The sequence below is a fragment of the Flavobacterium sp. CG_23.5 genome, from assembly GCF_017875765.1.
Taxonomy (GTDB): Bacteria; Bacteroidota; Bacteroidia; order Flavobacteriales; family Flavobacteriaceae; genus Flavobacterium.
On sequence record NZ_JAGGNA010000001.1, the window covers coordinates 3,198,990 to 3,213,225 of the forward strand.

A 14,236-nucleotide genomic window follows, 5' to 3' on the forward strand; every position below is an offset into this window, starting at 1 on the left:
ATCAGGAAACATATCAGTCTTTAAAATAAATTTCATGTTAAAAAAAATATTTTTTATTTTAACTCTCGTCTTTACTTATCAAACATTTTTCGCTCAGTATAAAGGAAGTAAAATAATATTAGGTTTGGCTTATGGTATTGGAAATGAATTAAAAAACAGCGATTATACGTACACTAATAATTATTATAAACTACAAGTGTATTATGCCTTTAAAGATACAAAGAACTTTAGGTATGAGGTCTTGCTGCAGCCAGAACTAAACTTTGCAAAGCACGAGCTTTTGAACTTTTATTTTGTGAAGCCTAACGACCCTAATTATATTGAAAAAAGAGAACGATTTACCAAGTTGAAAAATATAAGAGAATATGTTTTTAATATAGGTTTTTTGATGCGAAAACCTGTTTTTAAAACGGCAAGTATTTATTTTTTAGGAAGTGTTGGTCCTATGTATACTGATACTGAAACAGAGCGGCTGTCAAAAGGATTTGCTTTTTCGGATGTATTGGCGGTAGGGTTCACTTTTAAAATCAATAGTGTAACAGTTGACATAAGGCCTAATTTTCGACATGTTTCTAACGCTGGATTACAAGATTCTAATTCGGGTTATAATACAAAAAATATAGAATTTGGATTTTCTTTTCCTTATTAAAAATTAAGGTAAAATTATACTTTTATACCACTTTCTTAGTTTGAAGTTGAAATTAATTACCTGGTATTGATATTATTATATCCTCGAAGTCAATAATATTTAAAAAAATAAATTTATAATTATTACTAATTTTATATATTTACTAAGCAATCCCAATATATTACCACTTTGTATTTAAAGTTATCTTAAAAATTTAAAGCGATGGAGAAATCTACTAAGTTGTTAATCTTTATGTATTTGCTTATTAATGTTAATCTTTTTGCTCGTGAAGTTAGTAATAAAGTAGAAATTAAAATTGAGACTACTACTGTTGCAACTAATTTAAATAACTCAAAATTCACCCCTGCAATTGATATTACCAGCAGTATTTTAAGAAATCTAAACAAATCCTCTGAATTTTTTAATATTGCCACTCCTCCGCCAACAGTTACTTCACCAATTTATTATTGTCAAAATAAAGTGGCTAATCCTTTAACAGCGACTCCTTCCGCGGGAGGAACTTTAAATTGGTATGGGACAAACGCAATAGGAGGAACGGCATCTTCAACAGCTCCGACTCCTTCAACAACTGCTATAGGAACGACATCATATTATGTAAGTGAGACTGTGAGCGGTGTTGAAAGTACCCGCTCTAAGATTGATGTAATTATTGTAGCAGATAATGGGTCAAAGATATTACTTCTTAGATGTGACCCTACTCAAATTGCAGCTGCTGATAAAAACAGCTCCGTTTTTTTTGATTGGACAAATACTACAGGTTTACCCAATCAATATAGTTACAGTTATACAATCGACGGAGGTCCACCAGTTACTGAATCAACTGGGCTAAGCAATTTACAAGTATTTGGATTGCTACCGGGACAATCTGTGACTTTAACAGTAGCACATACGACATATCCATGTGATCTTTCCGTATTTACATGCACAGTACCTTGTGGCACTTCAACTACGACTCCTAATTTCGCACAGATTCCGCCGTTTTGCTCTGGAGATACAGCTCCTTTATTAGGGAATACATCACCAAACGGAATTACAGGAACTTGGGCGCCAGCAATAATAAACAATACGACTAGCGGGAGTAATCTGTTTACTCCAAATTCAACTCTATTTCCATGTGCCACGACACAAACGCTTGCTGTTACGATAACACCAAAAGCAACACCGAATTTCACAACCATTCCGGCAACTGTTTGTCAAAATGCGACAGCGCCAGTATTGCCATTAAATTCAAATAACACACCGGCTATATCAGGAACTTGGAGCCCTAGTACGGTCAATACTTCGATTCTGGGCGCGGTTACTTACACTTTTACTCCAAATTCTGGGCAATGTGTTGTCGGACCGGCGACTACCAAAACTATAACTATTGAGCCAAATATTGCTCCTAATTTTGCTAATATAGCGCCTATTTGCTCTGGGAATCCAGCTCCTGTTTTTGGCACTACTTCGCCTAATGGGATCAACGGTACTTGGTCGCCTGCAACAATCAATACAACAGCTAGTGGGTCTTACATTTTTTCACCTGCTGCTGGACAATGTGCTACTAAACAAACACTAAATGTTACAATTACTCCAAAAACAGTTCCTAACTTTCCAGCGATTGCCTCCTTTTGTGAAGGAAGTTCAGCGCCAATTTTAGATAATAACGTGGCTTCCCCTAATGGAGTATCAGGAACCTGGTCACCAGCGACAATTAATAATACGGCTAGCGGAAATTATGTGTTTACCCCTAATGCGAATCAATGTGCTACAACCCAAACATTAATCGTTACTGTTAATCCTCGTGTAAGCCACGCTTTTAGTTCTTTTGCAATTTGTGCAGGAAGTGTTCCTCCTGTTTTGCCATTGACATCTCCTAATGGAGTTAAGGGGACTTGGTCACCTGCTGTAATTGATAATATGAATAACGGTTCGTACATTTTTACGCCAGATGCAAATCAATGCGCTATATCAAAAACTATAAGTGTTACCGTTACGCCTTCGAACACGCTCGTAAAAGTAGAGTGGACTGTTACGCAAGCTTTTGCTGAAAACCAAGTGGTAACCATCACCGCTACTGCGCCAGGAGATTATTTATATCAACTGGATGATGGGCCGTTTCAAGAGAGCCCAGTTTTTGAATATGTTTCATATGGTACGCACGCGATTACGGTAAAAGATAAATTTGGTTGTAATGCTCCAATAACAAAATCTAATGTTTTAGTCATTAATTATCCTAAATATTTTACTCCAAATAATGATGGCATTAATGATAATTGGAATATTTTTTCTCTAGATTATTTATCAAATAGCAGAATCTTTATTTTTGATCGTTATGGTAAATTGCTAAAAGAAATTAGTACAAAAAGTTTAGGATGGGATGGAATGTATAACGGACATGCAATGCCCTCGAATGATTACTGGTTTAGCGTTGAATATGTCGAGAATGATATTTCCAAAATATTCAAATCCCATTTTTCCTTAAAAAGATAAATATCAAAAAACCTCAAAAGCATAACTTTTGAGGTTTTTTGATATTCTAATGGTTGATGTTTTTTAGACAATGATAAAAAAAACACAACTTTATATTTGTTAAATTGAATTTCTACTAAATTATATTTACAGGCTTTTCGGCGGTGAAAATAAAATAGAAACCAATTAATATAAACGGAATACTTAACCACTGTCCGGTAGATAGCAACCCTAAAGCGTTTTCAAATCCACCTTGGCTTTCTTTTACTGCTTCCACGACCATACGAACTGCAAATAATAGTACTAAAAATAACCCAAATAAAAATCCTGATTTTTTTCTCGCATCAGTTTTCCAATACAAGAAAAACAAAATAGCAAAAACAAAAATATAGCAAAATGCTTCATATAATTGCGCAGGATGCTTCGCAGGAACTTGTTCTAATAAAGTAGCAAATTTAGGATCGGTGGCAATAGCGTGGTAAGCATCTTTTGGATTAGCTATTTGAGTTGCATTAACGGCATCATTGGGACTAAATTTATCTCGAAGGAAACGAATTCCAAAAGAAGAGGTTGTTTCTTTTCCGACAATTTCAGAATTGAAGAAATTACCTAATCGTACAAAAATGGCGCCACTGGCAACAGGTATTACGATTCGGTCTAGAATCCATAATTGTGGTCTTCTTAATATGTTTTTACTGTAAAAATACATGGCAATAATAATTGATATTGCTGCGCCATGACTTGCTAATCCTTGATAACCCGTAAATTCAAAATTTGGTGTAAAGCGAAAGGGTAGAAATATTTCAAGTAAATGATTGCGGAAATATTCCCAATCATAAAATAAAACGTGACCTAGCCGCGCTCCAACTAAAGTAGCAAGAACCGTCCAAATAAATAAAGAGTCTAGTTTTTCTAAAGATTCACTTTCGCGTTCAAATATATTCTTCATGATGTACCATCCTAATCCAAAGGCGATTACAAACATTAAACTGTAATATCTAATTACAAAAAAACCTAAATCAATTCCTTCTGATGGATTCCAAACTATATTTAAAGCATGTGTCATTTATCGTTGTTTTTTAATGTGGTGTAAAAATAAAGAATTAAAGTAAAATTCGTACCAATAAAAGGTTAATGTTCATGATTGCATTTTTTTTTCGGTACAGGATCGTATCCGCTTCTACCCCAAGGATGACAACTTAAAATCCTTTTTATCCCTAAAAATCCACCATGAAACAAACCATGTTTTTGTAATGCCTCTATCATATACGAAGAGCAAGTAGGTTCAAATCTACAGGCAGCAGGAGTAAAGGGTGAAATTGCATTTTGGTAAAATCGTACTAAAATGACAAAGGGTGTAATTAATTTCATGATCTAATTTTCTAATGGAAAAACTATCACAATTATATCGAGAACGTGGTTCCTTCTTTTCCATCTTTCAATTGAATTCCTAAAGCAATCAATTGATCCCGAATTTGATCAGACAGCGCAAAGTTTTTATTATCCCTAGCCTGTTTTCTCATTTCAATTAGCATATTTACTGTTCCTTCCAATTTGTCATTATTAGTATCTGAAATTTTTTCGTCTTCAAGACCTAAAACGTCATAAACAAAGGCTTCCATTGCTTTAGTAAATGTCTTTAAATCAGTTGCAGTCAACGTTTCTTTGCCTTCTTTTAACAAATTAATAAAGCGAACACCTTCAAATAATTGTGCAATCAAAATTGGAGTGTTAAAATCATCATTCATGGCGTTATAGCCAGATTGTTCCCAAGCTGCAATATCTAATGTGCTGCTAGAACTTGAACCTAATTCTTTCAATGATTCTATGGCGTCCATCAATCTTTTATATCCTTTTTCGGCGGCAACAATAGCATCATCAGAAAAATCGAGGATGCTTCTGTAATGTGCTTGTAGCATAAAAAATCGAGCTACCGATGCAGAAAAAGCTTTGCTTAAAATGGTATTATCTCCCGTTAAAATTTCTCTTGGCAAAATATTATTTCCGGTAGATTTAGCCATCTTTTTACCATTCAACGTCAGCATATTGGTATGCATCCAATAGTTTACTGGGGTTTGACCGGTACAAGCCTCATTTTGTGCAATTTCACATTCGTGATGAGGAAATTTCAAATCCATTCCACCACCATGTATGTCAAAATGATTGCCTAAATATTTTGTGCTCATCGCAGTACATTCTAGATGCCAGCCCGGAAAACCGTCGCTCCAAGGCGAAGGCCAACGCATGATATGTTGGGGCTCTGCTTTTTTCCAAAGCGCAAAATCCTGTGGATTTCTTTTGTCACTTTGCCCGTCAAGATCACGGGTATTAGCAAGCATATCTTCTATATTTCTACCGCTTAATATACCGTAATGATTGGTTTCATTGAATTTTACCACATCAAAATACACTGAGCCATTGGCTTCATAACCAATTCCCTTGTCAACAATAGTTTTGATAATTTCTATTTGTTCAATAATATGTCCTGTAGCAGTAGGCTCAATACTTGGTGGTAAAAAATTGAAAGCATTCAAAATATCATGAAAATCGACCGTATATCGCTGCACCACCTCCATAGGTTCCAGCTGCTCTAAACGTGCTTTTTTCGCAATTTTATCCTCACCCTCATCAACATCATCCACAATATGACCCACATCTGTAATATTACGAACGTAACGTACTTTGTAATCCAAATGCAAAAAGTACCTGAATATCACATCAAATGACATAAATGTTCTCACATTTCCAAGGTGCACATTACTGTAAACCGTTGGTCCGCATACATACATTCCCACATTTCCTTCGTGAATAGGTGTGAAAGTTTCTTTTTCTCCCGAAAGAGAATTGTATATTTTTAGAGTCTGACTTTTATATAATGGCATTTGAGTGTTTTTTGGAGCTATTTCCCGCTGTACGCTATATCTTTTTATTGTCTCGTTCTTTGGAACGAGACCATAAAAAGGATGCCGCTTCCATCAGGGCTAGAGCTTATCGATACTAATGAAATTTATTTTATTTTAGAACTTAGTTTCTAATTTAATGTAATCCAAAAATTCTCTTCGAGTTACACTGTCTTTAAATTTTCCGCCAAACTCAGAGGTCACTGTGCTACTTTCAATATCACTAATTCCTCTTGAATTGACGCAAAGATGTTTTGCATCAATAACGCACGCTACATCTTCTGTACCTAAAGCAATTTGCAATTCTTGAACAATTTGCATTGTTAAACGCTCTTGAACTTGAGGTCTTTTGGCATAGTACTCGACAATTCGATTCATTTTAGAAAGACCAATAACTCTTCCATTAGAAATGTAAGCAACATGAGCTCTTCCTATAATTGGTAATAAATGATGTTCGCAGGTAGAATAAACGATAATGTTTTTTTCAACTAACATTTCGCCGTATTTATAATTATTGTCGAATGTAGAAGCTTTTGGTTTTTTTGCAGGATTCAATCCTCCAAAAATCTCTTTTACAAACATTTTAGCAACACGGTTGGGCGTGCCTTTTAAGCTATCATCCGTCAAATCCATTCCAAGTGTGATTAGAATATTTTCAACGTCTTTTTTTATTTTTTCTATTTTATCTTCATCAGAAATAGCAAAAGCATCTTCGCGTACCGGATTTTTTGCAGATAAACCAATGTGATTGTCTCCTATTTCGTCTTGAAATTCTTCGTTATTTATCATTAAAAGCAACTATTATAGTGGGTGTATATTTTTAAGGGGTAAAGATAATTAATAAAAATTAAAGAATTTCTATCGCTTCTACTATTTAATGATGACTATAGGCTGATGAACGGGAATTTCAGTCCATAAATCGGCTTTAAAAACTAAAGACAATAACTTTTTTGTTATTGCCTTTACTAAAGTACTTATGATTTTTAGATTGCTGGAATAATAAAACCAAGATTTTTTAACTTGTAATTATTGGGCGGCAATTAGTTTTTTTAATCGTATGGCATTATAAATAGGAATAGCTTCTTTTAAAACACGTACTGCACTTATTAGATCTTCTTTTTTCAGTACATAAGCAATTCGGACTTGATTTAAACCCATTCCCGGAGTCGAATAAAAGCCTGCAGCGGGAGCTACCATAACGGTTTCGCCCTTGAAATCGTAACTTTCTAAAAGCCATTGTGCAAAAATATCGGCATTGTCAACAGGAAGTTGTGCAATGCAATAAAATGCCGCTTTTGGTTTAGTCACAATGACACCTTCTATTTTATTTAATTCAGCTATTAGAGTATCCCTGCGCTCTCTATATTCTGAAATTACTTCATCAAAGTAACTTTTTGGAGTATCAATTGCCGCTTCGCATGCAATTTGTTCCACAGTTGGTGGACTCAATCGAGCTTGGGCAAATTTCATGGCAGTTGCCATTACTTCTTTATTTTTTGAAACAAGACATCCTATTCTTGCACCACACATACTATATCGTTTTGAAACAGAATCAACCATGATTACATGTTCTTCAAGCCCTGGAATATTCATTACAGAATAATGAGTGTCCCCATCATAAATGAATTCTCTATACACTTCATCAGCAATTAAAAAAATATCATATTTCTTTACTAGTGCTGCCAATTGCATGATTTCATCTTTTGAATACAAATAGCCTGTTGGATTCCCCGGATTGCAAATCAGTATAGCCTTTGTTTTAGGTGTAATTAACTTTTCAAATTCGGAAATGGACGGAAGAGCAAATCCGGTGTCAATAGTTGAAATTACAGGAACTACACTACCACCTGATGCCGTGGAAAAAGCACTGTAATTGGCGTAAAAAGGCTCAGGAATAATGATTTCATCTCCCTGATCCATAATAGTACCTAAGGCAAATAATAGCGCTTCTGAACCTCCGGTAGTAATTATAATATCTTCAAATTCTACGGCTACATTTTGTTGCTTGTAAAACTGGGATAATTTTCTTCTATAGCTTTCATTCCCTGCAGAATGACTGTATTCCAAAATAGTTAAATCAATATTTTTTATCGCATTAATGGCTATTTCAGGTGTTTTTATATCGGGTTGACCTATGTTCAGATGATATACTTTATGTCCTTTTTTCTTTGCTATATCAGCAAAAGGAGCCAATTTACGAATTGGTGATTCGGGCATATTCTTGCCTTTGTTGGATATTTTTGGCATGGTTCAATTATTGAAGTGCAAAATTGCATTTTTTTTTTGAAAATTTCTGTTAAACAGAATTGTAATTGTTGTGAATTCTATACAAATATTCAATATTTTGTGTAATTTTATAAAAATGATTTTAAATGAAAAAAGTATTTTTATTGTTTTTTCTTGCGGTTTGCATTGGACCTATTTTGGGCCAAGATGAATTTAAATTTACTAATAAAGGGGATAAAGTGAGTATTCCATTTAAATTCATTAATAATTTGATTTTTATTCCAATTAAAGTCAATGGTGTAGAATTAAATTTTTTATTGGATTCCGGTGTTGAAGAGACTATTTTGTTTAGTTTGGAAGAAAAAAAAGAAATTAGCTTTTTAAATGTTGAAAAAATTATTTTAAGAGGTTTAGGAAGCGAAGAGGCAATTGAAGGATTGAAATCGACCAATAATATCTTAGAAATTCAAGGGCTAAAATCTTCCAATCATTTATTATATATTGTTTTAGACCAAGAGTTTAATCTTTCTTCTCATGTTGGAATTCCTGTAAATGGAATTATTGGATATAACTTTTTTAAAAATAATCTGGTGGAAATCAATTACGAAAAAAAAAGAATCATTATTCATCGCGACATTGAAAAAAATAGAAAAAAAATAGAAAAAAAATTCACTAAGGTTCCTATCACGATAGAGAGAAATAAACCATACATAATAAATGGTGTAATGATTGATTCAGTAGAAGTTCCTGCAAAATTATTAATTGACATTGGTAGCAGTGATGCCCTTTGGCTTTTTGATAAAAAAGCGGAATGGATAAAAGTACCTCCTAAAAATTTCCAAGATTATCTAGGCAAAGGATTTAGTGGAGATGTGGAAGGAAAAAGAGCTCGGATTTTTAAATTTAAAATGGCTGAATTTGAATTTAAAAAACCTATTGTCGCTTTCCCTGATTCAATTTCAATAAAGAGTGTGAAAATGGTGCCTGGCCGAGTAGGTTCAGTAGGAGGTGAAATTTTGAGACGATTTACAATTATTCTCGATTATACTAATTCCCTGCTTTATTTAAAGAAAAACAAAGAATTTAATTCTCCTTTTAATTACAACAGAAGTGGAATTGAAATCCAGCAACAAGGAATGATATGGGTACAAGAAACGGTTTACCTGCAGACCGTTCCAGTTGTAGTGGCGGAAAATCCTTTTAAAACAAAAACAGAAAAAAACAGTAATGAATTTAGATATAAATTTAATCTAAAGCCTATTTATTCAATTGCAAATGTGCGGAAAAATTCACCTGCTTCGGCCTTGGGTTTACAAAAAGGGGACCTAATTATCTCCATAAATGGAAATCCAACCTATAAGTATTCATTGCAGGAAATAAATGCGCTTATGAAATCAGAAAATGAAGTATGGATTGTGATGGAAATTGAAAGAGAAAGTAAAATTCTAAAATTCAGGTTTCAGTTGCAAGATGTTTTATAAAAAAAAGCGCTTTATGAAATTTTCATAAAGCGCTAATTAAAATATATATTGTGAATTTAATTGGCAATTACTTCTCCTTTTATTTTCAGAGCAACTCTTCCTTCGTCGTAATTAACAGCATTGGATTCTACAGTAATTGTTTTTCGAATTGGTCCTGCATTCATAGAATATTTAATCTCTATTTTTCCTTTTTTACCAGGCAGAATAGGATCTTTTGTACTCGATACTATGGTGCAATTTGAGGTGGACTGTATTGAGGTAATGATTAAAGGCGCATTTCCTGTATTGGTAAATTCAAAAACCCGGACACCATTATCATTAGCTTTTGAAACTTTTCCATAATCAATCGTATTATCATTTGCCGTAAAATCAATTTTAGGGCCAGATTGTGCAAAACCTACACTGCTTATTAAAAGGATTGCGATTAACGTAATTATTTTTTTCATTTTAAATTTTTTTAAAATCATTTGAGTAAATATACTTTGTTTTAATTAACGTACAAATATTTATTTCTCTTTTTATAGTCTACTTAATTATTTACTTTTGTTCCCTATATCAATTACAAATATCAGACCAAAGTTTAATTTTGGTTTTAACAGTTGCTTTTTATGACAATTCCTGCACAATTTGACGCTAGAACTATTGAGAATAAGTGGTATGACTACTGGATGAAGAATAATTATTTTCACTCAGAGCCAGATCATAGAACACCATATACCATTGTTATTCCTCCGCCTAACGTAACTGGAGTTTTGCACATGGGACACATGTTGAACAATACGATTCAGGATGTTTTGATAAGAAGAGCACGTTTGAAAGGTTTCAATGCATGTTGGGTTCCTGGAACTGATCACGCTTCCATTGCTACTGAAGCTAAGGTTGTTGCCAAATTAAAAGCGCAAGGAATCAATAAAAATGATTTGACACGCGAGGAGTTTCTTGCACATGCATGGGAATGGACTGATAAATATGGTGGCGTAATTTTGGACCAATTGAAAAAACTGGGTGCTTCTTGCGACTGGGAAAGAACAAAATTCACGATGGATCCAGATATGTCAGCTTCAGTAATTCGTTCTTTTGTAGATTTATATAACAAAGGATTGATTTATAGAGGATACCGAATGGTAAATTGGGATCCCGAAGCAAAAACTACTTTGTCTGACGAAGAAGTAATTTATGAAGAACAAGAAGGGAAATTGTATTTTCTAAAATATAAAATCGAAGGAAGTGAAGATTTCCTAACTATTGCTACAACGCGTCCGGAAACTATTTTTGGAGATACTGCTATTTGTATTAATCCAAATGACGAACGTTTTGCACATTTAAAAGGTAAAAAAGCAATTGTCCCAATATGCGGAAGAATTATTCCTATTATCGAAGATGAATATGTAGATATCGAATTTGGAACAGGTTGTCTAAAAGTGACTCCTGCTCATGATATGAATGACAAAGCGCTAGGAGAGAAGCATAATCTTGAAATTATTGATATTTTCAATGAAGATGCAACGTTGAATAGTTTTGGATTACAGTATCAAGGAAAAGATCGTTTTGTTGTTCGCGAAGAAATTTCTAAAGAATTAGAAACTATTGGTGCTTTAACAAAAACAGAAATTCACCTGAATAAAGTGGGAACCTCGGAAAGAACCAAAGCGGTAATTGAGCCTCGTTTATCCGACCAATGGTTCCTAAAAATGGAAGATTTAGTTAAGCCAGCCATTAAATCGGTTTTAGTGGATGGCGAAATTAAATTGCATCCCGCTCGTTTTAATAATACGTACGCTCATTGGTTAAATAATATCCGTGACTGGAATATTTCCCGTCAATTGTGGTGGGGACAACAAATTCCTGCTTATTTCTTCGGAGATGGTAAAGAAGATTTTGTGGTTGCTGAATCTATCGATGAAGCATTGAAATTAGCACAGGAAAAATCGGCAAATCCTAAATTGGAAACAAAAGATTTACGACAAGATGTTGATGCTCTTGACACGTGGTTTTCTTCTTGGCTTTGGCCAATGTCGGTTTTTGGCGGAATAATGGATCCTGATAATGAGGATTTTAAATACTATTACCCAACCAATGATTTAGTTACTGGTCCGGATATTTTGTTTTTCTGGGTAGCACGAATGATTATTGCAGGATATGAATATACTGGTAAAAAACCGTTTACAAATGTATATTTGACCGGTTTAGTTCGTGATAAACAAAGACGTAAAATGTCTAAATCATTAGGTAATTCTCCAGATCCGTTGGATTTGATTGAAAAATTTGGTGCTGATGGCGTTCGTGTAGGATTGCTTTTGAGCGCTTCCGCAGGAAACGATATTATGTTTGACGAAGAATTGTGTAACCAAGGAAAGGGATTTACAAATAAAATTTGGAATGCGTTCAAACTAATAAAAGGATGGGAAGTTTCAGATTCAATTCCGCAACCGGAATCTTCTAAAGTAGCGATTGAATGGTACGAAGCCAAGTTGCAACAAACCCTTTTGGAAATCGAAGACAATTTTGAAAAATACAGAATCTCCGATGCGTTAATGGCAATTTACAAACTGGTTTGGGACGATTTCTGTTCTTGGTTCCTGGAAATGATAAAACCGGCATACCAACAACCAATTGACAACGTTACTTTTGCGAAAGCAATAGAAATGCTAGAAAATAACTTGAAATTATTGCATCCGTTTATGCCATTCTTGACAGAAGAAATTTGGCAAATTCTTGCCGAAAGAACGACAGAGGAAGCTTTAATCGTTTCTACTTGGCCAGAAATGAAACCATTCAATGTAAGTTTAATTACTGATTTTGATAATACGATTGATGTAATTTCAGCAATAAGAACGATTCGTAAAGACAAAAATATTCCGTTCAAAGATACGATTGAATTGAAAATCGTCAATAATGATAAAGCTTCAACTTATTTTGATTCGGTTGTAACCAAATTAGGAAACATCACTTCCTTAGAATATGTTTCTGAAAAAGTGGATGGCGCTTTATCATTTAGAGTAAAATCAAACGAATATTTTATTCCGATTACTGGAAATATCAATGTGGAAGAGGAAATTGCAAAATTGAACGCCGAATTGGTTTATACCAAAGGTTTCTTGAAATCAGTCCAGGCAAAATTGTCTAATGTGAAATTCGTAGCCGGAGCACCGGAGAAAGTTTTGGCAAACGAAAAACAGAAAGAAGCTGATGCTTTGGCAAAAATTGAAACCATCGAGCATAGTTTGGCGGGACTGAAATAAGTTTAGATTCTTTTTAATTTAACAAAATCCCAATGCTGAAATTTTCAGGATTGGGATTTTCTTATTTATCTAAGTAATGTCCCATTGCTGAAACTACAAAAATGGTAACAATATCTTCGTCAACTTTGTATACCAATCGGTCTTTTTGATTTATTCTTCTTGACCAAAAACTGTTAAATTGATATTTTAGTTTTTCGGGTTTGCCAATTCCTTGGTAGGGTGTATTTTCAAGTTCAAGTAGTATTTTTTGAATAATACTAATGTTTGATTTATTGCCTGATTTATAATGTTTAGCAAAATCCTTTTCAGCTTCATGGGTTATTTCAATCCTAAACTTCCCCATATATCATGTGGATCAATAGTTTTAGTCTTTCCCTCCTTTATATTTTTTTCTGCCTTTAGTATTTTTTCAACAAATTCAGGATTATATAGACTTTCCTCATTTATTTCTACCCCTTTATTGGTAAGCGATAATAACCTTGCCAATTCAAGCAATGTTTTACCTGCTTTGGTACGCTCATTTATGGTTATTGTTGTCATAATAATTAATTTTCAATAATACAAATATACAAAAAATCGGTCCATAAAATATAACGCTATTTTTTATATCTAGTCCTAAAAAAAATAAACCCGGCAGATTTCAAAAGTCTGTCGGGTTTGTATGTTTTTAAATTTCAAAAGATTATCCAAATAAAATCAAGAATAAAATTGGGAAAATAACTCCAGCTAAAGCCAGTTTCCAGCCACGTTGTTTGAAACTGAATTTTCCTCCTTTTATCATTATTGTTCCGGTTAATGCTATTGTTATTAAACTCAAAGCAAAAATATCTGAATAATAGATCCAGAAATTGGACTCGTTTTTATGTAATTTCATGGTTTGACTGATAATTGGGGTTTTCAGAAAAGAGACAATTTCTCCTTTTCCGGTTTTTACATCAATTTCTACATCATTGTTTTCAAAAGAAATCTTTAAATTTCCTTTTTTAACCGTTTGACGTCTCATTTTATCTTCGATGTCTAACTTTTTTCCTAAATCTTCAACAAATTTATCGTCTATTTTACTTACGTCTGGAAGTTGTACTTGAATGACTTTAGTTTCAGTAGTATATTTTTCGGGATGCCATGAATCTCTGTGATTCATCATAAGTCCTGATAATGCAAAGGAAACGATTAATCCAATATAGAAATAGCCTAAGTCACGATGTAAATTTCTGAAGGTTTTCTTTTTCATTTTTTGAAAGCTGAATTTATTTTGGGTTTTTTGCCTTTAGGACTTATTTAAAAGTA

General features: G+C 33.6%; 13 protein-coding genes. 4 read left to right on the forward strand and 9 right to left on the reverse strand.

The genetic code is table 11. The annotated features are described in order from the left end of the window. The first annotated feature begins 34 nt into the window (after positions 1-34). Both H4V97_RS13825 and H4V97_RS13830 read left to right on the forward strand, forming a co-directional pair. Positions 35-649: an acyloxyacyl hydrolase gene (locus H4V97_RS13825; RefSeq protein ID WP_196850683.1), complete on the forward strand. Its 615-nt coding sequence runs from the start codon at positions 35-37 to the stop codon at positions 647-649. 201 nt (positions 650-850) lie between these two features. Further along, a complete protein-coding gene (locus H4V97_RS13830; protein WP_209550003.1) occupies positions 851-3,121 on the forward strand; it encodes a T9SS type B sorting domain-containing protein in 2,271 nt (756 codons plus the stop codon). A 115-nt stretch (positions 3,122-3,236) separates the two neighbouring features. On the opposite strand, the gene lgt is transcribed toward H4V97_RS13830, so the two are convergent. The 5 genes from lgt to H4V97_RS13855 all read right to left on the reverse strand — a co-directional run bounded on the left by lgt (position 3,237) and on the right by H4V97_RS13855 (position 8,247). Next, entirely contained in the window at positions 3,237-4,166 is a 930-nt protein-coding gene (lgt, locus tag H4V97_RS13835) for a prolipoprotein diacylglyceryl transferase (protein WP_209550004.1), read from the reverse strand. A 65-nt stretch (positions 4,167-4,231) separates the two neighbouring features. Further along, positions 4,232-4,471: a membrane protein insertion efficiency factor YidD gene (yidD, locus tag H4V97_RS13840; protein ID WP_209550005.1), complete on the reverse strand. Its 240-nt coding sequence runs from the start codon at positions 4,469-4,471 to the stop codon at positions 4,232-4,234. Positions 4,472-4,503: 32 nt separating this feature from the next. Beyond that, on the reverse strand, positions 4,504-5,982 hold the full coding sequence (gene cysS, locus H4V97_RS13845; protein ID WP_209550006.1) for a cysteine--tRNA ligase: 1,479 nt from the start codon (positions 5,980-5,982) through the stop codon (positions 4,504-4,506). Between the two features lie 135 nt (positions 5,983-6,117). Continuing rightward, positions 6,118-6,789, reverse strand: coding sequence for a GTP cyclohydrolase I FolE (folE, locus tag H4V97_RS13850; RefSeq protein WP_209550007.1), 672 nt, complete (start codon positions 6,787-6,789; stop codon positions 6,118-6,120). A gap of 237 nt (positions 6,790-7,026) precedes the next feature. Then, entirely contained in the window at positions 7,027-8,247 is a 1,221-nt protein-coding gene (locus H4V97_RS13855) for a pyridoxal phosphate-dependent aminotransferase (protein ID WP_209550008.1), read from the reverse strand. A gap of 125 nt (positions 8,248-8,372) precedes the next feature. Between H4V97_RS13855 and H4V97_RS13860 the strand changes: the two genes are divergently transcribed. Continuing rightward, on the forward strand, positions 8,373-9,707 hold the full coding sequence (locus H4V97_RS13860; RefSeq protein ID WP_209550009.1) for a PDZ domain-containing protein: 1,335 nt from the start codon (positions 8,373-8,375) through the stop codon (positions 9,705-9,707). Between the two features lie 56 nt (positions 9,708-9,763). Here H4V97_RS13860 and H4V97_RS13865 read toward each other — a convergent pair whose 3' ends face one another. Then, positions 9,764-10,153 carry a DUF1573 domain-containing protein gene (locus H4V97_RS13865; RefSeq protein ID WP_196850691.1) on the reverse strand — a complete coding sequence of 130 codons (390 nt, stop codon included), beginning with the start codon at positions 10,151-10,153 and terminating at the stop codon, positions 9,764-9,766. A gap of 162 nt (positions 10,154-10,315) precedes the next feature. Between H4V97_RS13865 and H4V97_RS13870 the strand changes: the two genes are divergently transcribed. After that, on the forward strand, positions 10,316-12,949 hold the full coding sequence (locus H4V97_RS13870) for a valine--tRNA ligase (RefSeq protein WP_209550010.1): 2,634 nt from the start codon (positions 10,316-10,318) through the stop codon (positions 12,947-12,949). Positions 12,950-13,010: 61 nt separating this feature from the next. On the opposite strand, the gene H4V97_RS13875 is transcribed toward H4V97_RS13870, so the two are convergent. The 3 genes from H4V97_RS13875 to H4V97_RS13885 form a co-directional block, all read right to left on the reverse strand. Beyond that, positions 13,011-13,292 (reverse strand): Txe/YoeB family addiction module toxin, encoded by a 282-nt coding sequence (locus H4V97_RS13875; RefSeq protein ID WP_209550011.1) that lies wholly within the window; start codon positions 13,290-13,292, stop codon positions 13,011-13,013. Further along, positions 13,268-13,489 carry a DUF2683 family protein gene (locus H4V97_RS13880; protein ID WP_209550012.1) on the reverse strand — a complete coding sequence of 74 codons (222 nt, stop codon included), beginning with the start codon at positions 13,487-13,489 and terminating at the stop codon, positions 13,268-13,270. The genes H4V97_RS13875 and H4V97_RS13880 overlap by 25 nt, the downstream gene beginning before the upstream one ends. Positions 13,490-13,631: 142 nt before the next feature. Further along, the gene (locus tag H4V97_RS13885; protein ID WP_209550013.1) at positions 13,632-14,180 is read right to left on the reverse strand and encodes a PepSY-associated TM helix domain-containing protein; all 549 of its coding nucleotides are present in this window, start codon (positions 14,178-14,180) and stop codon (positions 13,632-13,634) included. Between the last annotated feature and the right edge of the window lie 56 nt (positions 14,181-14,236).